Source organism: Brevibacillus sp. FW306-2-1A-C05A (genome assembly GCF_058781555.1).
The window spans coordinates 25,787-45,749 of record NZ_JBYSWV010000028.1 but is presented as its reverse complement, the minus strand read 5'-3'; the positions used below and the strand labels follow the sequence as shown (position 1 = coordinate 45,749).

General features: G+C 53.8%; 20 protein-coding genes and 2 other annotated features. Of the genes, 14 read left to right on the top strand and 6 right to left on the bottom strand.

The genetic code is table 11. The features are described from left to right. Window positions 1-22: 22 nt before the first annotated feature. The 3 genes from rnz (at window position 23) to AC3WJN_RS16740 (ending at window position 2,186) form a co-directional block, all read left to right on the top strand. Window positions 23-982 carry a ribonuclease Z gene (rnz, locus tag AC3WJN_RS16750; protein ID WP_007785190.1) on the top strand — a complete coding sequence of 320 codons (960 nt, stop codon included), beginning with the start codon at window positions 23-25 and terminating at the stop codon, window positions 980-982. A gap of 327 nt (window positions 983-1,309) precedes the next feature. Next, window positions 1,310-1,966 carry a YczE/YyaS/YitT family protein gene (locus AC3WJN_RS16745; protein ID WP_025848460.1) on the top strand — a complete coding sequence of 219 codons (657 nt, stop codon included), beginning with the start codon at window positions 1,310-1,312 and terminating at the stop codon, window positions 1,964-1,966. 130 nt (window positions 1,967-2,096) lie between these two features. Beyond that, window positions 2,097-2,186, top strand: a complete 90-nt coding sequence (locus AC3WJN_RS16740) for a YjcZ family sporulation protein (protein ID WP_007785194.1) — start codon at window positions 2,097-2,099, stop codon at window positions 2,184-2,186. A gap of 89 nt (window positions 2,187-2,275) precedes the next feature. On the opposite strand, the gene AC3WJN_RS16735 is transcribed toward AC3WJN_RS16740, so the two are convergent. Further along, a complete protein-coding gene (locus AC3WJN_RS16735; RefSeq protein ID WP_007785196.1) occupies window positions 2,276-2,515 on the bottom strand; it encodes a stage VI sporulation protein F in 240 nt (79 codons plus the stop codon). 191 nt (window positions 2,516-2,706) lie between these two features. Between AC3WJN_RS16735 and AC3WJN_RS16730 the strand changes: the two genes are divergently transcribed. Continuing rightward, a complete protein-coding gene (locus tag AC3WJN_RS16730; RefSeq protein ID WP_007785198.1) occupies window positions 2,707-3,636 on the top strand; it encodes a S8 family peptidase in 930 nt (309 codons plus the stop codon). Between the two features lie 76 nt (window positions 3,637-3,712). Here the strand turns inward: AC3WJN_RS16730 and AC3WJN_RS16725 are convergent, their stop codons facing one another. Further along, entirely contained in the window at window positions 3,713-4,039 is a 327-nt protein-coding gene (locus AC3WJN_RS16725) for a hypothetical protein (RefSeq protein ID WP_026557037.1), read from the bottom strand. Window positions 4,040-4,112: 73 nt separating this feature from the next. Between AC3WJN_RS16725 and AC3WJN_RS16720 the strand changes: the two genes are divergently transcribed. Both AC3WJN_RS16720 and AC3WJN_RS16715 read left to right on the top strand, forming a co-directional pair. Further along, the gene (locus AC3WJN_RS16720; protein WP_005827098.1) at window positions 4,113-4,577 is read left to right on the top strand and encodes a YaiI/YqxD family protein; all 465 of its coding nucleotides are present in this window, start codon (window positions 4,113-4,115) and stop codon (window positions 4,575-4,577) included. Beyond that, the gene (locus AC3WJN_RS16715; protein ID WP_005827100.1) at window positions 4,561-5,229 is read left to right on the top strand and encodes a phosphatase PAP2 family protein; all 669 of its coding nucleotides are present in this window, start codon (window positions 4,561-4,563) and stop codon (window positions 5,227-5,229) included. The genes AC3WJN_RS16720 and AC3WJN_RS16715 overlap by 17 nt, the downstream gene beginning before the upstream one ends. Window positions 5,230-5,234: 5 nt before the next feature. Here AC3WJN_RS16715 and AC3WJN_RS16710 read toward each other — a convergent pair whose 3' ends face one another. Beyond that, entirely contained in the window at window positions 5,235-6,119 is an 885-nt protein-coding gene (locus AC3WJN_RS16710) for a LysR family transcriptional regulator (protein ID WP_005827103.1), read from the bottom strand. A gap of 133 nt (window positions 6,120-6,252) precedes the next feature. Here AC3WJN_RS16710 and AC3WJN_RS16705 point away from each other — a divergent pair, with 133 nt between their 5' ends. Further along, window positions 6,253-7,470 carry an MDR family MFS transporter gene (locus AC3WJN_RS16705; protein WP_007785202.1) on the top strand — a complete coding sequence of 406 codons (1,218 nt, stop codon included), beginning with the start codon at window positions 6,253-6,255 and terminating at the stop codon, window positions 7,468-7,470. 307 nt (window positions 7,471-7,777) lie between these two features. On the opposite strand, the gene AC3WJN_RS16700 is transcribed toward AC3WJN_RS16705, so the two are convergent. Further along, on the bottom strand, window positions 7,778-9,211 hold the full coding sequence (locus AC3WJN_RS16700; protein ID WP_007785204.1) for an amino acid permease: 1,434 nt from the start codon (window positions 9,209-9,211) through the stop codon (window positions 7,778-7,780). A gap of 216 nt (window positions 9,212-9,427) precedes the next feature. Beyond that, the gene (locus AC3WJN_RS16695; protein WP_237716668.1) at window positions 9,428-10,768 is read right to left on the bottom strand and encodes a sigma-54 interaction domain-containing protein; all 1,341 of its coding nucleotides are present in this window, start codon (window positions 10,766-10,768) and stop codon (window positions 9,428-9,430) included. 278 nt (window positions 10,769-11,046) lie between these two features. Here AC3WJN_RS16695 and AC3WJN_RS16690 point away from each other — a divergent pair, with 278 nt between their 5' ends. Then, on the top strand, window positions 11,047-12,258 hold the full coding sequence (locus AC3WJN_RS16690; protein ID WP_007785208.1) for an ornithine--oxo-acid transaminase: 1,212 nt from the start codon (window positions 11,047-11,049) through the stop codon (window positions 12,256-12,258). Between the two features lie 275 nt (window positions 12,259-12,533). Beyond that, window positions 12,534-12,671, top strand: coding sequence for a sporulation histidine kinase inhibitor Sda (locus AC3WJN_RS16685; protein WP_005827113.1), 138 nt, complete (start codon window positions 12,534-12,536; stop codon window positions 12,669-12,671). 161 nt (window positions 12,672-12,832) lie between these two features. Here AC3WJN_RS16685 and AC3WJN_RS16680 read toward each other — a convergent pair whose 3' ends face one another. Next, the gene (locus tag AC3WJN_RS16680) at window positions 12,833-13,336 is read right to left on the bottom strand and encodes a hypothetical protein (protein WP_005827115.1); all 504 of its coding nucleotides are present in this window, start codon (window positions 13,334-13,336) and stop codon (window positions 12,833-12,835) included. A 277-nt stretch (window positions 13,337-13,613) separates the two neighbouring features. Between AC3WJN_RS16680 and AC3WJN_RS16675 the strand changes: the two genes are divergently transcribed. The 5 genes from AC3WJN_RS16675 (at window position 13,614) to AC3WJN_RS16655 (ending at window position 19,961) form a co-directional block, all read left to right on the top strand. Then, window positions 13,614-15,143, top strand: coding sequence for an AbgT family transporter (locus tag AC3WJN_RS16675; RefSeq protein WP_005827117.1), 1,530 nt, complete (start codon window positions 13,614-13,616; stop codon window positions 15,141-15,143). Window positions 15,144-15,346: 203 nt separating this feature from the next. Continuing rightward, entirely contained in the window at window positions 15,347-16,516 is a 1,170-nt protein-coding gene (locus AC3WJN_RS16670) for a MalY/PatB family protein (RefSeq protein WP_007785210.1), read from the top strand. A 107-nt stretch (window positions 16,517-16,623) separates the two neighbouring features. Continuing rightward, window positions 16,624-17,556, top strand: coding sequence for a glutaminase A (gene glsA / locus AC3WJN_RS16665; RefSeq protein ID WP_005827121.1), 933 nt, complete (start codon window positions 16,624-16,626; stop codon window positions 17,554-17,556). Between the two features lie 93 nt (window positions 17,557-17,649). Continuing rightward, window positions 17,650-17,931 carry an Fpa/YlaN family protein gene (locus AC3WJN_RS16660; RefSeq protein WP_005827123.1) on the top strand — a complete coding sequence of 94 codons (282 nt, stop codon included), beginning with the start codon at window positions 17,650-17,652 and terminating at the stop codon, window positions 17,929-17,931. Between the two features lie 103 nt (window positions 17,932-18,034). Beyond that, window positions 18,035-18,275 (top strand) — a binding site (T-box leader). A 39-nt stretch (window positions 18,276-18,314) separates the two neighbouring features. Beyond that, window positions 18,315-18,564 (top strand) — a binding site (T-box leader). A 56-nt stretch (window positions 18,565-18,620) separates the two neighbouring features. Further along, entirely contained in the window at window positions 18,621-19,961 is a 1,341-nt protein-coding gene (locus AC3WJN_RS16655; protein ID WP_035317422.1) for a sodium-dependent transporter, read from the top strand. The last annotated feature ends 2 nt before the right edge of the window (window positions 19,962-19,963 follow it).

The following is a 19,963-nucleotide window of genomic DNA, read 5'->3' as shown; positions in this document are numbered from 1 at the left end:
CCAAAGGAGAGGTGCAATAGTCGTGATCGTGACATTTTTAGGGACTGGATCAGGTGCGCCCACTACCCGCCGCAATGTGAGCGGAATCGGGCTTCGCTTTTTACAAGCAGGAAAATGGTGGCTGTTTGACTGCGGGGAAGGGACACAGCATCAACTGCTGCGCTCTCCGATGAAAATCAGCCAGTTGGACAAAATTTTCATTACGCATTTGCACGGCGATCACCTGTACGGACTGATCGGCTTGCTCGCTTCCAGATCGCTGCGTAACGGGGAGGCGCCTCCGCTTGCGCTGTACGGGCCGCCGGGGCTGGACCGCTATTTTCGCGCGATCATGGACATAAGCCCGGTGCATTTGCAATACCCGCTGGATCTGTGCATCGTCAGCGAAGGCGTCGTGTACGAAGACGAGGACGTGATCGTCACATGTCGCAAGGCGAAGCACCGGGTGCCTTCGTTCGCGTACAGCGTCCTGGAAAAAGACAAGCCGGGGGCGTTTCTGGTCGAGCGGGCGAAAGCAGCGGGGGTGCCGTCCGGACCGCTGTTCGGCGCGTTGAAGCGGGGCGAGCAGGTCATGCTGCCAGACGGGCGCGTGCTGGATGGCAAAGACTTCGTCGGCGCTCCGCAGCCTGGCCGCAAAATCGTCTTCAGCGGCGATACGGAGCCGTGCCAAAGTGTCGAGGAGCTGGCAGCAGGGGCTGACTTGTTGGTACACGAGGCTACTTACGCGGATCGCGACAAGGAGCTGGCTGTGCGCAGCGGGCATTCCACGGCGAAGGAGGCCGCCGAGCTGGCGAAGCGGGCAGGCGTGAAGGCGCTCTGTCTGACGCACTTCAGCCCGCGCTATGAAGACGAGGATGGCGATTTTTCCATGGCCGACCTGCTGGCGGAAGCGCAGGCGATTTTTCCGGAGACGCAGCTCGCGGAGGATTTGGGCAGTATCGCGGTAAAGCGAGTGCGAAAAACGGTGGGAGAAACCGAGTAACCCTGCTATAATGAATAAATTATTACTTAGGAAAGAGGAGGAGCATGCAGCGAATGACGTTGCCCCTCTCACGGGAAGGCGGTTGTCCCTGGGAGGCAGAAGCAGTCAGCCGGGAAAGCGTCAGCGGATCGGGACGAGACGGCAGCTTGCCGAGGCAGGAAGCTGCATGTAACTTTTGCAAAGCCTAAGAGGCATGACTGCAAAGAACGGATTGCTGGAAAGAGAGTAACCGGCTCGTCGCGGCAAGCCCTGGCATTTTGTTCGCCAGGGCGGCGTTTTCGCCGGGAAAAAAGAGAGAGCGCAACGGGAGAGGAAAGGTGAAAGACTGTGTCCGGTAGACGGGTCAGCAGGTCGATTGTCGTGCGCTACGCCATGTTTGTTCTCGGGCTGTTTATCGGGGCATTTGGCTGTGTGCTCGCGATCAAGGCAAACCTGGGAGTGGCGCCGTGGGATACGTTCCACATCGGCTTGCAAAAAACGTTTGGCTTAACGATTGGCATCTGGTCGCAGATCGTCGGCTTGGCCGTGATTTTGTCATCGTATCTGGTTGCCAAAATCAAGCCGACCTTTGGCATGTTTTTGAACATGGTCTGTTTCGGGAGCTTTCTCGATCTGATTTTGTGGCTCGATATCGTGCCGGAGCTGTCGTCCGTTTGGTCGCGATTGGCGATGTTTTTGCTGGGCCTTGTGGTGATGAACATCGGGATCGGGATGTACTTGTCGCCTCGGCTGGGAGCCGGGCCGCGCGACAGCTTCATGCTGGCGATGAACGAGCGGCTGGGCTGGAGCATTCAGAAGGTTCGGCTGATTATTGAAGTCGCGGTCCTGATTGCCGGGGCAGCATTGGGCGGACCCGTTTCCATCGGGACGGTGCTGATCGCCCTGCTGACGGGGCCGATGATCCAGAGGACCATTCCGTTTTGGCAATCGGTCATGAAAAAGCAGTACGGCATGATGGAGCCGATCGAGCGGCGGGCGAGTTGATCTGCCGCTGTTTTTCCTCACAGCAACTACACACGTAACCAGAAATGGGCACGGACTGGGCGAGCGTCCAATCAAGATTGGCTATTCGCACATACAGTATGATTAGTTGCTGACAAAGGAGGGAAAGCGAATGAGTCTGTTCAACGGAGGATTCGACGATTTTGCTTTGATTCTGGTGTTGTTCGTATTGCTGACAATCGTTGCTTGCTCTTGCGACTAACGAGGTAACACCGGCTGCATAGGTTGGCAATAGCAAGAGGGAGAGCGTAGCTGCTCTCCCTTTTTGCTGTTTTTGTTTTGTCAGCGGCGTCAGCCGAGCTTTTCATGCACCTGCTTTTTGACGCTTGCCATTTGCTTGTCGGACAGTTTGACCCCGACCGCTTTGCTGACCTTTTTAATCAGGTCGGCAAGCTTTTTGTCATCTTTCAGGTCCTTTTTCGTAATCCCTTTCGCCAGTGACTTGATATCGTCCATTTTCCATTTCTTCTTGCTCTTTTGGTTGATTTTTTTCAGAAGATCGCTCGTTTTCTTTCCTTTTGCTTTTGCCATGCAGCACTCGCTCCTCTCCAAATGTATTTACGCCTGCCCCTTGCAAATATATGGGAGAAGCCTTCTGTTCGCTTGGACAGATCGACCGGGCTATTCGCCTATTTTGCCGGGCGATGTGCGAATGCCCAAGCAGACACAGGCGGATGTGACATAGGATGTGGCAACGCCATGCATGACAGGAGGCTAGCGGGTTGAAAATCATCAGCTTTCAGCGGGGGATGCCGTTTCACGAAATCCTGACCGATTTGCAGAAAAAAGTAATGACCAAAACGGAGAGACTTCCTTGGCGTTGTTACGACGACTGGTCTTGCCTGTGCATCAAGGAAAACATATACGAGCAGCACTGCGAACATTTTCGCAGGTATGAGGCGATGGTAGAGGAGAACGTGACGGTAAGCGTGCATGCACAGACCGAGAACGAGGACGAAATCCCGTGGGGTGTCCGCTACGTCGGAGCAGAGCGACTGTGGCGAAAAGGCAGGGGCGAGGGCGTGAAGGTCGCTGTCATTGACACGGGAATCTCCCGCAATCATTTTGATTTGAAGGGACGGATCAAAGGCGGCGTCAATTTTGTGCGCGGCAAGCAAAACGGGCATGGCACGCACGTGGCCGGGATCATCGTCGCGGAGATGAACCAGCGCGGGATTGTCGGTGTGTCTCCCGAAGCCCACTTGTACGACGTGCGTGCTTTTGACCACGAAGGCAAATCGTCGCTGTCGACGATTTTGCAGGCTTTGCAGTGGTCGATCGCCAATCAAATGGATGTCATCAACATGAGCTTCGGCATGCCGCAGTACAGTGAGGCGCTGGCGCGAGCGGTGGAAAAGGCGAACGAGCACGGCATCGTCCTGGTAGCTTCTGCGGGAAATAGCGGGGGAGAAGTAGAGTATCCGGCCAGGTACAAAGGCGTGATGGGGGTAAGCGCGATCGATCAGTCGGGCAAACTGGCGTCGTTTAGCGCGCGCGGCAAAGGTGCCAACATGAAAGCGCCTGGCGTGGAAATTTTGTCAACATGGCCCGGAAACCAGTTCAAAAAGTTGAACGGAACCTCCATGGCTGCCCCGCACGTTTCTGGTCTGATGGCGCTCGAAATCGAGCGAAAGCGAAACAAAAAGAAATAGTCCGAAGAGGACGAAAAAAAGCTCCATGGCAGCGAGGTAGCCGCGGAGCTTTTTTCGTGTTCCTTCCATCGGAAAATTATTGATGGACTTTGGTGTCATGGTCTTGCTGGACGCGAAACCATATATTAAGATCATTAATGACGCTTGCTAATTCATGGATCTCGCTGTTCAGCTCACAAGAACGGGCGAAATTTTCCTCTTCCGACATCTGCCTTGTTTTTTCGATGATGACAGCTTCCACCCGTTGGATCTGATCCGGGATGGTCGCGCGGATTTCCTCCCACTCCATCAAAATGTCGGCTCGTTCCGTATGTGAATACTCCTCCCATGGCATATCCAATGCAGGAAGGCGAATACCTAATCGTTCATCGAAAATAAAATAATTGCGCAAAGGTGATCTCACTCCTCTCCACTTCCATCATACCAAAAACGGAGCAGCGCGGGGAGAGAGAAAAGCGCACGAAAGGAAGTGGCGAATGGAAAAAGGACGCGTTCTCATCGATGCCGATGCCTGCCCACGACAGGCTCTCGTCATCGCACAGGAGCTGTGCAAGGAATTCGGGTGGCTTTGCCTGACTTTTGCCAGCTACAATCATCAGATCGGCTCTGAACATCACGTAACGGTAGATGCAGGGCCACAGGCGGTCGATATGAAGCTCGCCAACGAAACCCGTCCGGGTGATGTGGTCGTGACGCAAGATATTGGACTGGCTGCGCTCATCCTCGGCAAAAAGGCGCGGCCGCTGACGCCGCACGGTCTTGTTTTTGAGCCGGAGCGAATTGCTTTTCATCTGGAGGAGCGAAACGAAAAAGCCCGCTATCGTCGCGGGGGAGGAAGAACGCGAGGCCCGGCGGCGCGTACGCGCGAAGATGACCAGCGCTTTGCGGCTGCGCTGCGCTCGCTGTTGGAGAGAGGAGAAACGTATGAAGTGGACGGCTAAGGAAAGTGGATTGATTGTGTGCGGCATCGTCTTTGCGGTGCTTGGAGCATGGATGCTTCGACAGTACATAGCAGGTGAGGTAGCGGGGATGGATCAGGCGGCCTTTGCGTTTTTCGCAGACGTTCGCTCGGAGGCGGCAACGACCTTTTTTCAGATGCTTACGCTTTTGGGGAACGCAACGACCTTAGCGCCGCTCGGCGTCGTGCTGGTTGCAGCCTTTTTCTTCAAAGGGCACAAGCTGGAGGCGGTCGTCGTCCTGCTGACATTGGGGGTAAGCGAGGTCGCCAATGAACTGTTGAAGCTGATGTTTGCCCGTCCCCGGCCTAGTGGCTTTAATCTGATCGAGCTACCGGATTCGTTTTCGTTCCCGAGCGGCCACGCCATGATCGCTCCTTGCTTTTACCTCATGCTCGCCCTTTTGATTGCGCGCTGGTATCAGGAGAAAAGCTGGTCGGCGTACATACAGCCGATTGCGCTCGTCGTCGTGGTGTTGCTCGCGGCAAGCCGCGTCTACCTCGGTGTGCATTATTTGAGCGACGTGCTTACGGGATTTTGCCTGTCGCTGTGCTGGTATTTTCTCGTCCGCTGGGGCTATGAAAGAAGGCTGGGGAGACGAGATTCCGTCGTCGACCCCATACCGCAATCGCGCTAGATTCGCTAAGTGGTAGAATAACCTAATTCACTCATGAGACTCAGCCATTTTTCCACGCTGGGTTTATTTTTTTTGTCTTTCGGCAGGACGATGTAGGCGGAGCGCTTCGGAGGCTTGTTTCCTGTAATCGGCAGTTCCTTGAGCGTTCCGGCAGCCAGCTCCGACTTGACGGCGGAGCGGGTCAGCAGGCTGACGCCCAGCCCTTCCTTAATCAAATCAATGGCCAGCTCCGCCTTGTCGACGGTCAGCTTGGGCACGTAGTTGCGCGGCAGCGTCTGTCTGATCCATTCGTTGAAGGGCGGTCCCCAGTTCATGTAGAGCAGCGGCAGGTTGCGAAGCTCGCGCGAGTCCACATGAGTCGACTGGGCGAAGCTGCTCTGCGGACAGCAGACGAGGACGATTTCATCGTCCCAGGTGGGAATGACCTCAAAGTTCGGCAAAGACGGCGGCACATATACGATTCCGATCTGAATGACGTTGTCGAGCAAATACTGGATGACGTCGGAGGAATGCCCGGTTTTGGTGCTGATGGCAATTTGCGGATAACGGTAATGATACTCTTTCAAGATCGGTTCGAGGGTAGAGGTCCAGATGGCGTTCAGACTGCCGATGGACAAGTAATCTTCATATGGCTGGAGAGAAGCGACTTCGCTCAGTGCCTCGTGAGACAGCTTGAGGATTCTTTCGGCATAGGGCAAAAGCGTCAAGCCAGCCTGGGTAATTTCCACACTCCGCTTGTCGCGGATAAACAGCGGCTTCCCGACTTTTTCTTCCAGTTGCTTGATTCGCATCGTCACCGTAGACTGAACGAGATGGAGCATTTCCGCAGCCTTGGTGAAGTTTTTCGTCTGTGCCAACGTGTAGAAGGCGCGCAGTTGTTCGAAGTCCATAGCGTGTGTTTCCCTCTTATCTAAATATTTGATAACCATATACAAAAACGTTCGTTTCCCAAATTATACCCTGTTCTTTAAGCTGGGGATATCCCCAAATCATGAGAGATAGCGGGAGAGCGAGGGGTATCAAATGAAGAGGGAAATGTGGAAAGAAACACCGTTTTCTGTCAAGCTGCTCTTGACGACATCCTTTATGATGAACCTTGGTTTTTATGCCCTGATTCCGTATCTGACCTTGTACTTGACGGGCAGTATTGGATGGACGCTGGCGATGGCGGGACTCGTGCTCAGCGTGCGGCAGTTTTCCCAGCAAGGCTTTGCGTTTTTGGGCGGAGTGATGGCCGACGCCTTTGGCTACAAAGGTGCGATGGTTCTCGGCATGGCCGTGCGGGCTGTCGGGTTTGCGATGTTCGCATTCTGTACAGAGACGTGGCATTTTTTTATCGCAGCGATTTTGTCTGGCCTCGGCGGGGCGCTGTTTGACCCGGCTGGCTCGGCTGCGTTTGCGATTTTGACGCCGGATTCCATTCGCAAAGAAGTGTTTGCCTTTCGCAATGTACTCGGCAATATTGCGGTAGTCGGCTCGCAAATCGTCGGCACCGCACTCTCGGCCGTTGATTTTACGTACTTGTCGCTGTTTGCCGGAGCGATTTTTGGCGTGAACGCGCTTGTCTCCTTCTTTTTTCTGTCCCCGATCAGTGCCACCAATACACGGCACAGTATTTGGGAGAGCATGTTCACGGTGATCCGGGACAAGCGTTTTGTCCGCTTCACGTTCATCCTGATGGGCTATTATTACTTGAATATGCAAGTATTTTTGACCATACCGCTGCTCGTGGAGCATGTGACACACAGCAAAACTTCTGTCGGGATTGTCCTGTCGGCGATGTCGCTGTTCGTCATTCTTTTCCAGATGAAGGTGACGCAATGGCTGGAAGGATATCCGCATCGGCTGACCTTGATCGGCATCGGCACGCTGGTCATGGGCGTGGGGCTGTTCCTGTTTACCTTTGCCGATTCGCTGTGGATGCTGCTCATCGACGTCTTCCTGTTCGCGCTGGGCACGATGATCGCCGTGCCGAATCTGGTAGATGTCGTTCCGCGTTTTGCGCCAAAAGATTTGGTAGGAGCCTATTACGGCTTCAACGGATACTCGATTGCCATCGGCGGCTCGCTCGGCCAGGTCGCAGGCGGCTGGGTGTACGATGTCGGGCTGAAGCTGCAGGCGGCGTGGCTTCCGTGGACGATCTGTCTCGCCGTAGGCTTGTTGGTTGCCTGGATGCTCCATTTGATGGAGCAAGACACGTTCAAGCTCGGCAACGATTTGACAAAAATCGCGCAACCGTAAGCTTTTTGACGAGAAAACACGAAATGTTATTGGGCGCCCATTGAAACATTTTCCATGGGTGGTGCGTATATAACGATAGAAACGAAAACGATGGGCGTTAGGAAAGTGAGGGAATCTGATATGGAAGATATGAAAAAGCTGAAACGGATGTTGCTGGTGACGAGTTCCCTTGGATTTGCCGTCTTTGCCATGGTAGTCATAACGGAAATTGTGCGAATCTCCCTGTAGCATGGCCAAAAAATCATGACCATAAAGCGAAAAGCTTGCCTCCTTTGAACAGGAGTGCAAGCTTTTCTTTTATATTTGCTTACAGATTGTTCGCTTTGCGATAGGAGCCCAGTTCAGTGTCTGGCTGCGGCTCCAGCTTGTTTTTGAAGCGAAGCTGGTAGATCAGAATCGCAATGAGCATGAACGGAATGCCACAGTAGAGAGCGATGCGCTGCTCCGGATCAAAGGCCAGGCTGACGAGGACGCTCAGGTTCAAAATCAGCGAAACCAATGGAAGTACAGGGTACAGCGGCGTACGGAACTTCAGGTCTTCCAGCTTGCCGCCATTTTTCAGGTAGTGGCGACGAAAAGCGAGCTGGGACGCGGAAATCGAGATCCAGCCTACCTGAGCACCCAGGCCAGCGATGGACAGAAGCACCATGAACACGGTATCTTCTGCAAAAAAGCCGGACAGAAGCGAGAGCAGAGAGATGGAAAAAGTAATAATCAACGCATTCATCGGAATGCCTTTGCGGTTGACGATCGCAAGCTTGCGGGAAGCCATTCGCTCATTGGACAAGGAGTAGAGCATCCGCGTAGCGGCGTACAAGCCGGAGTTGGCTACAGACAACAGCGCAGTCAGGACGACGAAGTTCATGATGTCTGCTGCATAAGGGATACCGATGCTGTCAAACACGACGACAAACGGGCTTTCGATCACGCCAGCCTGTTGGTACGGAATCATCCCGGCCACGATGGCAATCGCCAAAATGAAGAAGACGAGCGTGCGCCACACGGTAGCGCGAATGGACTTCGGAATCGTTTTCTCCGGTTCCTTGCTCTCGCCGGCCGCGATACCGATCAGTTCGGTACCTTGGAAGGAGAAGTTCACCGTAATCATCGTCATCAACAGGCCGGTAATGCCAAACGGAAGCAGCGGACTGCTGGTGAAGTTGGAGAACATCGGAGCAGGTTGTCCATTTTTCATGTCAATCAAGCCGAACATAGCCGCTCCACCCAAGATGATAAACAGGATGATAGCGCTTACTTTAATGCTGGAAAACCAGAATTCGGACTCACCGAACGCACGGGCAGAAAGCGCATTCAACAGGAACAGAAGGACACCGAAGATGGCGCACCACATCCAGACCGGAGAGTCAGGGAACCAGCGCTGCATCAACAGACCGGAAGACAAAAGCTCGAGGGCAACGGTTACGGCCCAGCCGAGCCAGTACAGCCAGCCTACGCCGAAGCCAAGGGACGGACTGACGAACCGGGTCATGTACGTTTGGAACGAACCAGCTACCGGCATCGCTACAGTCAGCTCGCCAAGGCAGAGCATGGTCAAATACATGATAAAGCCGCCGACCAGAAAAGAAAGGATCGTGCCAACGGGTCCAGCCTGGCTTAACGTATAGCCAGAACCGAGAAACAGTCCGGTCCCGATCACGCCTCCAAGAGAAATCATGAAGAGGTGCCTACTGCTCATACTGCGTTTTAGTTCATTGTGCTGTTCGTTGCTGCTTGGTGTCATAAAACCCTCTCCTTCACGCGAGAAATATTGATTTGATGAATGCGTTTTCAGGCGTGCTATATGTTTTGCAAGAATGATACCAAAAGTATCAGCGCAAGCAAATCATCTTTGTCAGGTAGTTTATGGACGAAAGTGCAAAGAAAATGGGCGTTTCTGTGCAAAAAAAATAAAAAAACGCCAAAAATTTTGGCGTCGTAAAATGAAGAAGCAAGCCGCTTATCCTCTGATTCCCAATTTGCGCAGGCGGTACTGCAAGCTTTGCCGACTGATGTGCAGTTCCTTGGCCGCGCGCGAGATGTTGCCGTTGTAGCGGTCTACGACGTGATGAATATAGGCGGTTTCAAACTCCTGCATCGTTTCCTTCAGCGATTTGCCTTCCTCAATAAACGGAAGAGAGCGGGGAGACGCTTGCTCGCTTGCGGTCGCGCTGGCAGGGGAGCGGCGCAAAAAGTGCAGCGGCAAGTGCTCGTAGCGGATCGTCGTCTCGTCCACCATCAAGTTCATCGCCCCTTCGATGAGATGCTGCAGTTCCCGGACGTTGCCGGGCCAGTCGTGCTCCTGAAAAAATTGCAGGACGTCGCTCGCGACACCTGTCACTTCCATTTGAAACAGCTCATTGTACTTTTCAATAAAATGCGAAACGAGCATCGGGATGTCTTCCTTGCGCTCGCGCAGCGGAGGCAGGAACAGGGTGACGACGCCAAGGCGGTAGTACAAGTCTTTTCGCAAATGAGAATTGGCGATCGCCTCTACCGGGTCTTCGTTGATAGCGGCGATGATGCGCACGTCAATCGCCCGATCCTTCGTGTCGCCGATGCGCCTGATCGACTTCTCCTGCAGGGCGCGCAACAATTTGGCTTGGAGAGGCATACTAAGCGAGTTGATTTCATCAAGAAACAACGTGCCGCCTTCTGCCTGCTCGAACAAGCCCGGTCTTTCCACTGCTCCGGTAAAAGCGCCGCGGGCCGTGCCAAACAGCAAGCCTTCAATCAGGCTGTCGGGAAGCGCCGCGCAGTTTTGCGAGATGAGCGGGCCGGATGAGCGCAGGCTGGCATTGTGGATGCTTTGCACGAACAGTTCTTTGCCTGCTCCGGTTTCGCCGACGACGAGCACGGAGGAGGAGGTGCGCGCTGCCCGCTTGGCGTTTTCGATCACGTCGAGAATCGCTCCGCTTTTTCCGATAATCTGGTCAAACGTGTAGCGGGAGCCGTTTTTCGCAAGCAAGTTTTCGCGGATGAGCCGCTCCATCTTTGTCACATCGTTGGCGATCTCCATCGCGCCGATGATTTGCCCGTTTTCGATGATCGGGTATGTATTGTTGATGGTCGTAATTTCTTTTTGCTTGTCGTTGAAATACGTTTGCCGCGTATTGCGTATGCTATTTCCTGTCCGCAAGCAGGTGAGCAGCGTGCTCTCCTGTCCGCTGTGGAACTGGAACACCTCTGACAGAGGCTTGTGCAGGACGTCCTGGCGTGCCATCGACTCCAGCTCGGTCATTTTCTGGTTGTACACGATCGTCGTTCCGGTGGCGTCAATCACGTGGACGCCCTCATTCATTCTGTCTAGGATATGCTCGTAGATGCGAAGTAGCGTTTCGAGGGAGTTTTCTTGCCTTGAAGACGACACAATGGTTCACCAGCCTTTCTTCGTGACAGTATCATATCATACAAACGACTGCGTGCAAAATGATTATGCACCTGCAAAATAATACGGGAAGGACCTGCAAAATTTTTTTGCTAAAAACGGCCCGTTCCCCGTCATTTCCTTTGTTTTTTAAATTGGCATCATTCTTGCTTGGATAAGATTAGCAAGTGAAATCGAAGGAGGCTATCAGCATGACGAAAACAAAAGTTGTCATTGAACAAACCGAAAAATACGGCGCACACAACTACCATCCACTACCGATCGTCATCTCCAAGGCAGAAGGCGTATGGGTAGAAGACCCGGAAGGCAATAAATATTTGGATATGCTGAGCGCGTACTCCGCTCTGAACCAGGGACACCGCCATCCGCGCATCATCCAGGCGCTGAAAGATCAGGCAGACAAAGTAACGCTGACCTCCCGCGCTTTTTACAACGATCAGTTGGGCGAATTTTACGAGAAGCTGTCCGCACTGACAGGCAAAGAGATGATCTTGCCGATGAACACAGGCGCGGAAGCAGTGGAAACCGCTCTCAAAGCTGTTCGCCGCTGGGCTTACGACGTGAAAAAAGTACCGGAAAACCAGGCGGAAATCATCGTCTGTGAAGGCAACTTCCACGGCCGCACCGTGACCATCACGTCCTTCTCTTCCGCAGAAGAGTACAGACGCGGCTTCGGACCGTTCACGCCTGGCTTCAAAATCATCCCTTACGGCGACATCGAGGCGCTGAAGCAAGCGATCACGCCAAATACAGCCGCGTTCATGCTCGAGCCGATCCAGGGCGAAGCGGGGATCATCATTCCGCAAGAGGGCTTCCTGAAACAAGCGCAAGAAGTATGTAAAGCAAACAACGTCCTGCTCGTCTGCGACGAAATCCAGACCGGCTTCGGACGTACAGGCAAACTGTTCGCAAGCGACTGGGAAGACGTCAAGCCAGACATGTACATTATGGGGAAAGCGCTTGGCGGCGGGGTATTCCCGATCTCTGCCGTTGCAGCGGACAAAGAAATTCTCAGCGTGTTCGAACCAGGCTCCCACGGCTCTACCTTCGGTGGAAACCCGCTCGGCTGCGCTGTAGCCGTAGCGGCGATGGACGTTCTCGCTGACGAAGGTCTTGTCCAACGTTCCCTGGAGATGGGAGAGTACTTCATGGAAAAACTGAAGGAAATCAACAACCCGATCATCAAGGAAATTCGCGGCCGCGGCCTGTTCATCGGCCTGGAGCTGACGACTGCTGCCCGTCCTTACTGCGAGAAGCTGAAAGAGCTGGGTCTTCTGTGCAAGGAAACGCACGAAACGACCATCCGCTTTGCACCGCCGCTCGTAATTAGCAAGGAAGACCTCGACTGGGCGATCGAGCGCATCAAGCAAGTACTGCACGTTTCCGAAACAGCAAACGCGTAACAAACACAAACAGCCTTCCGATTCAGGAGGGCTGTTTCTTTGTTTGAAAGGGAAAAAGGAAAGAGCAGTCGCAATCGTTCGACAAATTTCGATTGTCTGTGGATAAAAGTGGAATAAATATCCACATACGTATAGCGGCGTTTTCTGTTGTTACACACAGATTGCCCACAAGTTACTCACAGCATTTCCACATCGTTTGTGGATATCAGAACGGTTGTTCGATACTCTATCATCTGGTACAATGAACGCATACGAGAGGATGGAGGTGAGCAAGGGTGAAATACTTGAGTGACCAGATGCTGATAGAAGTATATCATCGTGCTGTCGACCTTCAGCTAGATTCCGCTTTTATTGAATTGCTTCGCGCAGAGCTGCAGACACGCAACATTCGCATCACACAGGCCAGCGCCTAAGAGCAACACACATAAGAACCAACGACAAAAGCCATCCTTGGCGACGAACAGCTCCGGATTGTCAGATTCTCCTGACAATGGGAAGGGGCCGCTCAGTTAGAGGATGGCTTTTTCTGTCGTTCGTTTGTTTGACTGCTTTCCATGCTGCCCAAATCCATAGATCAGGCCGTGAAAAACTCCAACGCCGTGATTCCCGTAATCGGCGCTTCTTTTTTCAGCAAAGTTTCCGGCAAGTAAAAGTAGACAGGTCCGTCTTCCTTGATCGGCTTGCCGGCTTTGGAAAACTGCAGGATGGCCCGTCTCGCTTCGGAAATAGGGAGGACGACCGGGTCCGCGTTCTCGCGATGCAGCCGGACGTGTGTCGCCTCTGGCAGCGGTGCCGCATTCGTAATAAACGGATCCAGCCGAATCCCGTAGTCGCCGTCCAGCACTTTGCGCTCCTCTGCCAGGCTTTTGCGCTCGGACGGCAGTTGCGCGCCTTCCTTCAGCTCCTTGTCCCACTGCGTTCCTGTTCCTTGCAAATATTGCATCTGTTTGGACAAGGACGGGTCTTCTTCGCCCGCATACGTGTTCAAATCAAACTTGCGCTCGTCGAAAACCCAGACAGTCGGGTCCAAAGTGATCGGGTACGTGACAGCCCCTTTGAACACGATAACATCAGACATGAAGCATACCTCCGTAATCTTTCAACATCATCTAGCATTTTACTATACCTGTTCGCGAAAGGGCAAACAATGAAAATAACGAAAATTTCATAAATCAGTCTGAAAATTATTGACACACATTTTTGAATTTATATAATTATATTAAAATATTCTTATAAGTAAGATATTTGGCGCAGGACGGCAGGGGAAGGAACGAGCCGCGGTTTTGAACGGACGCCTGACTGGACGCGCTAACACGTTCAGGTCAAAAAACTTGGACATCATGAGGGGGCATACTATGGCAAATGGGGCAACAAATCTGAAACCGCAACTGGAGCAGCAAAGAGGCATTCTCAAATGGATCGAAACCGTCGGCAACAAGCTGCCGCATCCGTTCATGCTCTTTGTCATCCTCTGTTTGGCACTCATGGTCATCTCGGCGATTTTGTCCGCGATGAACTTGTCCGTCGTGCATCCCGGAAAAGGAGAGGCAGTCGCGGTCAAAAGCCTGCTCAGCGTCGAAGGCATTCACTGGATTTTGACGAGCATGCTGAAAAACTTCATCGAGTTTCCGGCTCTCGGACTGGTGCTGGCGATGACGCTCGGGATCGGCCTTGCGGAAAAAGTCGGGCTGTTGACCTCCGTGTTGCGAAAAATGATGGCCCGTGTGCCAAAGGCGATTGTCAGCTACGCGGTCGTATTCGTGGGCGTTCTCGGCAATCTCGCGTCTGATGCGGCGATGGTCATCATTCCGCCGCTTGGCGGGCTTGTTTTTCTGGCGATGGGGCGCCATCCGATCGCAGGATTTGCCGCCGGGATGGCGGGTGTATCCTCGGGCTTTACCGCGAACCTGTTTATCGCGGGAACCGATGCTCTCCTGTCGGGGATCAGTACAGAGGTAGCGCGGACGATTGATCCGAATGCCGTCGTCACTCCGGTGGACAACTGGTTTTTCATGTCGGCGTCCGTCTTTTTCCTCGCCTTTGCCGGAGGCTGGATTACCGACAAAATCATCGAGCCGCGCCTCGGCACATACCAGGGGGATCGGAACGTCCAGTTCGACGAGCTGACTTTGCAGGAAAACAAGGCGCTGCGTCACGCGGGGATCGCCGCGCTCGTCTTTGTCGTCATTCTCGCCCTGCTCGTGGTACCGGAAGGAGCGCTGTTGCGCGATCCGAAGACAGGCGATTTTCTGACCTCGCCGTTTTTAAAAGGAATCATTCCGATCATTTTGCTGTTCTTCGTCACCGTCTCGTATGTGTACGGACGAGCCATGGGGCTAATGAAGACGTCGAAGGACATGCCGCACTACATGTCAGAGGCGATCAAGGACATGTCCGGCTTCATCGTGCTCGCGTTCACAGCCGCTCAGTTCATTGCCTTTTTCAACTGGAGCAACATCGGCATCCTGATGGCGGTAAACGGCGCAGAGTTCATGAAAAGCGTCGGGCTGACCGGGCTGCCTGTTGTGATTGCCTTCAGCCTGTTTACAGGCATTTGCAGCCTGTTCATCACGAGCGGCTCCGCGCTGTGGGCGATCCTGGCTCCCGTGTTCATGCCGATGCTGATGCTGCTTGACTACCACCCGGCGTTCATTCAGGTGGCCTACCGGATTGCCGATTCGGCCACGAACACGATCTCTCCGGTGAACCCTTATTTGCCGCTCATCCTCGCTTTTTACCAGAAGTACAACAAGAACGCGGGGATGGGGACGATTTTCTCCACCATGATGCCGTATGCGATCGTCTTTTTGGTCATCTGGCTCATTCAGATGGCGATCTGGTATTACGCAGGCTTGCCAGTCGGGCCAGGTGTCTATCCGCGTTAACAAACGGTGCCAAAGAGCCGCTGACTTCGTCGCGGCTTTTTGTGCGTCAAAAAGCAGGCGCAGCCTTGGACAATTGCCGACGAAGCGGTTATGCTGAACGATAGAGAGGAAAGCTTGGCTTGGCCTGGAGACGGACAACAGGAGCGAGCGGGAACAGGGCGGACAGGCTGCCGGAAGCTTTGGAAATCGCGGGAGGGAAAACCATGTACGACTTTGAGACGAGAATCGAGCGCAGAGGAACGGACAGCGTAAAATGGGACATTGACAATCCGAAGGTGAACGGAGAGGGCATGCTGCCGATGTGGGTGGCCGACATGGATTTTGCCTGCCCGCCGGAAGTGACGGAAGCGATTGTGCAGCGGGCGGCGCACCCGATCTACGGCTATTCGCTGAAGAGCGCCGCTTTTTTTGCGAGCTTGCAGGAGTGGATTCGCAAACGGTTTGGAGTCGAGGTGGAAACGAGCTGGATGGCGGGCATTCCAGGTGTAGTTCCTGGCATCCATGTCGCGATTGAGGCATATACATCACCAGGGGAGCGCGTCCTGATTCAGACGCCGGTGTACCATCCGTTTTTCCATGCGGTTGAAAACCGGGGACGGCAAGTCGTGCGCAGCTCGTTGCGCGAGCAAGACGGCCATTATGAGATGGACTGGGACGACCTGACCAAAAAGCTGAGCGACCCCGCAGTGAAGCTGATGCTTTTGTGCAGCCCGCACAATCCTGTCGGCAGAGTATGGACCAGGCAGGAGCTGGAGCGGCTCGGAGCCTTGTGCCTAGAGCATGGCGTAATCGTCGTGGCTGACGAAATCCACGCCGACCTCGTCTACGAGCAAGGCAGCCACACCCCGTACTATTCGCTTCCCCCGGAGCTGGCCAGACAGAGCGTGACGTTTTTGGCGGCTTCGAAGACGTTCAATCTGGCAGGGCTGTTCACGTCTTATCTGCTGACGGAAAACAGGCAACTGCTGCGCGATTTTACCGCGACCGCTTCCCGGATGGGCTACGAAAACATGAACCTGTTCGGCATGGAAGCCACCATCGCGGCCTATCGGCACGGGGAGCCATGGCTCAACGAACTGCTTATGTACTTGCAGCAAAACGCGACGTACATCCAGCGCTATTTGTCTGAGCATGTACCGGGCGTCTGTATGCCTGTGCCGCAAGCAACCTATTTGGGCTGGATGGATTTTCGCCGTCTGGGCCTGAAACAGCCGGAGCTGAATCGCCTGCTTCGCGAAAAAGCAAAGCTCGGGTTTCAGGACGGCGTCGTGTTCGGACAGGAAGGGGAAGGCTTCCAGCGGATCAATTTTGCCTGCCCGCGCGCTGTCGTCGAAGAAGCGATGGAGCGTTTGAAGCGGGCCATTACGGAGTAGGGCGGGTGGCAAAAAGAGTGGCGATGCGTCCCACAATTTGACAGCCACCGTATTCAAATCTACAATCTATTCATATACATCGTGAATATGGATAGAGGGGATAGCAGATGGAGATCGAGCGAGCGTCGATTCAACTGGCCGAAGCAGTGAAAGCGGCCAGCGATTATACAGGACAAGGCAAGGTGGCGGCGTATATTCCCGAGCTGGCAAAAGTAGATTCGCGCATGCTCGGGGCCGCTGTTTGCCTGCCCGACGGGACGATTTTGTCGGCGGGAGATGCAGATGTTCCGTTTACATTGCAAAGCATCTCCAAAATATGCTCGCTGATCGTCGCGTTGTGCCAAAACGGACAGAAGCATGTGTTTGAGCGGGTAGGCAAGGAGCCGACAGGGGACCCGTTCAATTCGATTATCAAGCTGGAGACGATCAAGCCGCACAAGCCTCTGAACCCGATGATTAACGCCGGGGCGATTGCCGTCGCGGGGATGATTCAGGGCAATGGAGTGGAGCAGCGCCTGGACGCAGTGCTTAGCCTGCTGCGCAAAATGACAGGAAATCCCGCGCTGTCCATCAATGAAGCGGTTTACTGCTCGGAAAAGCGAACGGCTGCCCGCAACCGGGCGCTCGCCTGGTTTTTGAAAGACAGCGGGGTTCTTGCGACAGACGTGGAAGAGACGCTTGATTTGTACTTCCGGCATTGCGCGATTGAGGTCACAGCCAAAGAGGTAGCGAGATTGGGCATGGTGCTTGCCGCCGACGGCGTGATTCCCGAGACGGGCGAGAGAGTGATCCCGCAAGAGGTCGCCCGCATCTGTAAAACTTTTATGGTGACCTGTGGCATGTACAACGCTTCCGGAGAGTTTGCCATTGACGTCGGGATTCCTGCGAAAAGCGGCGTAGCCGGAGGGATCATGGCTGCGGTCCCGCAGCGGATGGGGATCGGGGTCTTCGGTCCTGCCCTGGACGAAAAAGGAAATTCGGTCGCCGGAGTCAAGCTGCTTGAGCTTCTCGCAAAGGAATGGAATCTTGCTATCTTTTAGCTTCTTGCAGTTGATCCAGCTTCTCCCCTTTTCAAATGGCCCAGAATCGCGTACTATGTATGATAAGGATGGAGGCAAACGGAGGGATAGGTTTTGACAGAAATTAAAGTTCCTGATCTGGAACAGAAAGCGCTAGCACTGCTCAAAGCAGACGCAGACAAGATTTACAAGCTCATCGACGTACAGATGGAAAACCTGACCATGCCGCAGTGCCCACTGTATGAAGAAGTGCTTGATACCCAAATGTTCGGGCTTTCTCGGGAAGTAGAGTATGCAGTTCGCCTTGGACTGATTGCGGAAGAAATTGGTCGTGAAATCATGGGTTCATTGGAACGCAAACTGGCGACTCTCCATGAACTGTTCAATCAAAAGTAAGGCGAGGAGAGCGGCGATTATCCTCGCTTTTCGTTTTTTTGAAAAAGGTCTTGCCTATTTGTGTTGTATATATTAAATTTATACACAAGTATTTGATATAAGCGAAAATGCGATGACGGAGACCAGTACACGGAAGACACCGCTTGACAGGGAGAAGCTGCCCCAGACTGCAAGCAGCTTTGAAGCGCGAACCGTGGAATTCCCTCCGGAGCAGCCCTCTGAACGGCAGAGCCAACTAGGAGGAAACGGGTCATTTCCGTTAACGATGAGCAAGTGAAGTGCCGGGAGCGCGAATGTTCCTGGTGCTTAATCAGGGTGGTACCGCGAACAGACTCGTCCCTTTTTTGGACGGGTTTTTTTATTCGCCTGCCTCCCTGCATAGGAAAATAGCTACGAAAGAGACCAGTAAACGAAATGTGCTGCCTGACAGGGAAGCCGCTGCCATAGACTGAGAGCAGCCGCAGGACAGCCTTCGTCGAATTCCCTCTGGAGCTGACCTCTGAACGCAAGGCGCCGCAAGTAAGAGAGTCCGGGTCATACCCGTTATCAATGACGAGGAGAGACATGTCTTTATAAGCAAAGGCGATGTCTAACTAGGGTGGTACCGCGAGAAACGAACAACTCGTCCCTTTTTGGGGCGAGTTTTTTTATGTGTGGCAGCAATCTGTATAGTTGAGGAGTGAATCATGATGAAAAATCAAGCAGAACAGTGGACGAGCCGGCTCGGCTTTATTTTGGCCGCAGCAGGTTCCGCCATTGGCTTGGGAGCGATCTGGAAATTTCCGTATATGGTAGGGACGAGCGGGGGCGGCGCGTTTTTTTGCCTGTTCCTGATCTTTACGCTCGTCATCGGGCTGCCGCTGTTGCTAGGCGAGTTTACGATTGGCCGCAGCACGCAAAAAGAAGCGATCAGCGCCTACCGGGCGATTGCACCGGGGACGATGTGGCACTGGATCGGCCGCCTTGGCGTCGTGACCTGCTTTTTGCTGTTGTCGTTTTACAGTGTGGTCGGAGGCTGGATTCTCACTTACCTGATGCGTGGCCTGTTGGGACAGTTGATCGGTGCGCAGTATGAGCAGCTTTTCGGAGAGGTCATCTCCGCTCCGGTAGGCGCAGTCGCTGCCCAGTTTGTGTTCATGCTGATTACGGCCTGGGTGGTGGCCCGCGGTGTGCAGAGCGGGATCGAATCGGCGAACAAATACATGATGCCGGCCTTGTTCATTCTGTTTCTCGTGTTGATGTTCCGTTCCTTGACGTTGCCTGGGGCGATGGAAGGCGTCGCGTTCTTCCTCCGGCCCGACTTTTCCGCACTGAGTGCAGAAGCGATCCTGTACGCGCTCGGCCAGTCGTTCTTCTCGCTCAGCGTCGGCGTATCGGTCATGGTTACGTACAGCTCGTATTTGGCGAAAAACGAAAGCCTGGTGCGCTCCGCAGGCTCGATTGTCAGCCTGAATCTGCTCGTTTCCCTGTTCGCCGGACTGGCCATCTTCCCGGCGGTCTTCTCGCTCGGCTTGGAGCCAACGGCTGGTCCTGGCCTGCTGTTTATCGTCCTGCCGTCTGTCTTTGAAAAAATTGCGCTCGGCGGACTGTTCCTGTTCATCTTCCTGGCCTTGTTCCTGTTTGCCACGCTGACCTCTGCTTTTTCCATGCTGGAAATCATCGTCGCTTCCTTGGCCAAAGGAGGGGAAGGAAAGCGCAAGTGCCTGTCGTGGATCGTCGGCCTGCTCATTTTCGTCGTCGGCGTGCCGTCTGCTTTGTCGTTTGGCGTCTGGAGCGAGGTGACCGTGTTTGGAAAGTCGATCTTCGATGCATTCGATTATCTCGTCAGCAACATTTTGATGCCGCTCGGAGCTTTGCTGATTGCCATTTTTGTGCCGCTGAAAATGAAGCGGGAAGTGCTGATCGAAGAACTGCGCGCCGACCAATCGCCGCTCGCCAAGCGTCTGTTCGTCGTCTGGTTGTTGCTGCTGAAATATGTGTCGCCCCTGGCGATCGTGCTCGTCTTCATGCAGATGCTCGGAATCTGGTAGCG

Excerpts from the sequence above, each read along its gene's own strand:
- glsA (WP_005827121.1), top strand. The coding sequence starts at position 16,624 with ATGGAGATCGAGCGAGCGTCGATTCAACTGGCCGAAGCAGTGAAAGCG.
- AC3WJN_RS16675 (WP_005827117.1), top strand. The coding sequence starts at position 13,614 with ATGGCAAATGGGGCAACAAATCTGAAACCGCAACTGGAGCAGCAAAGA.
- AC3WJN_RS16670 (WP_007785210.1), top strand. The coding sequence starts at position 15,347 with ATGTACGACTTTGAGACGAGAATCGAGCGCAGAGGAACGGACAGCGTA.
- AC3WJN_RS16740 (WP_007785194.1), top strand. The coding sequence starts at position 2,097 with ATGAGTCTGTTCAACGGAGGATTCGACGATTTTGCTTTGATTCTGGTG.
- AC3WJN_RS16690 (WP_007785208.1), top strand. The coding sequence starts at position 11,047 with ATGACGAAAACAAAAGTTGTCATTGAACAAACCGAAAAATACGGCGCA.
- AC3WJN_RS16655 (WP_035317422.1), top strand. The coding sequence starts at position 18,621 with ATGAAAAATCAAGCAGAACAGTGGACGAGCCGGCTCGGCTTTATTTTG.
- AC3WJN_RS16705 (WP_007785202.1), top strand. The coding sequence starts at position 6,253 with ATGAAGAGGGAAATGTGGAAAGAAACACCGTTTTCTGTCAAGCTGCTC.
- AC3WJN_RS16715 (WP_005827100.1), top strand. The coding sequence starts at position 4,561 with ATGAAGTGGACGGCTAAGGAAAGTGGATTGATTGTGTGCGGCATCGTC.
- AC3WJN_RS16720 (WP_005827098.1), top strand. The coding sequence starts at position 4,113 with ATGGAAAAAGGACGCGTTCTCATCGATGCCGATGCCTGCCCACGACAG.
- AC3WJN_RS16700 (WP_007785204.1), bottom strand. The coding sequence starts at position 9,211 with ATGACACCAAGCAGCAACGAACAGCACAATGAACTAAAACGCAGTATG.
- AC3WJN_RS16735 (WP_007785196.1), bottom strand. The coding sequence starts at position 2,515 with ATGGCAAAAGCAAAAGGAAAGAAAACGAGCGATCTTCTGAAAAAAATC.
- AC3WJN_RS16710 (WP_005827103.1), bottom strand. The coding sequence starts at position 6,119 with ATGGACTTCGAACAACTGCGCGCCTTCTACACGTTGGCACAGACGAAA.
- AC3WJN_RS16680 (WP_005827115.1), bottom strand. The coding sequence starts at position 13,336 with ATGTCTGATGTTATCGTGTTCAAAGGGGCTGTCACGTACCCGATCACT.
- AC3WJN_RS16695 (WP_237716668.1), bottom strand. The coding sequence starts at position 10,768 with ATGAATGAGGGCGTCCACGTGATTGACGCCACCGGAACGACGATCGTG.